This window comes from Actinospica durhamensis (genome assembly GCF_018139695.1).
Lineage (GTDB): Bacteria > Actinomycetota > Actinomycetes > Streptomycetales > Catenulisporaceae > Actinospica > Actinospica durhamensis.
Window position 1 is genome coordinate 1 of record NZ_JAGSOG010000781.1, and the last position, 429, is coordinate 429.

General features: G+C 77.6%; 1 pseudogene. It reads left to right on the top strand.

Annotation, left to right across the window (positions count from 1 at the left end):
- Positions 1 to 387, top strand: a pseudogene (locus tag KDL01_RS42195) (nucleoside triphosphate pyrophosphohydrolase); the annotation flags it as partial.
- Positions 388 to 429: the final 42 nt, after the last annotated feature.

A 429-nucleotide genomic window follows, 5' to 3' on the forward strand; every position in this document is an offset into this window, starting at 1 on the left:
GAGCCCTTCTCCGTCGACGACGTGGCCGGCGGCATCGTCGCCAAGCTCGTCCACCGCCACCCCCACGTCTTCGGCGACGCGACGGCGACCACCCCCGAGGAGGTCAAGGAGCACTGGCTGCGCACCAAGGCGGTCGAGAAGCGGCGCGCCTCGGTCACCGAGGGCGTCCCCCTCGGCCAGCCGGGACTGGCCCTCGCCGCCAAACTCGCCTCCCGCGTCCGCACGGCGGGCCTGGACGTCACACTGCCCCGGGGGGAGGGCATCGGCTACGAGCTGCTCGCCCTCGCGGGGCGGGCCGAGGCGGAGGGCGTCGACCCGGAGGCGGCGCTGCGCGCGGCGGCCCGGGCCTACCGGGACGCCATCCGGGCCGAGGAAGCCGCCGGCTGACGCCGCCGCTGCCCGGGGCCCTCATGCCCGGCTCCTCCCGAG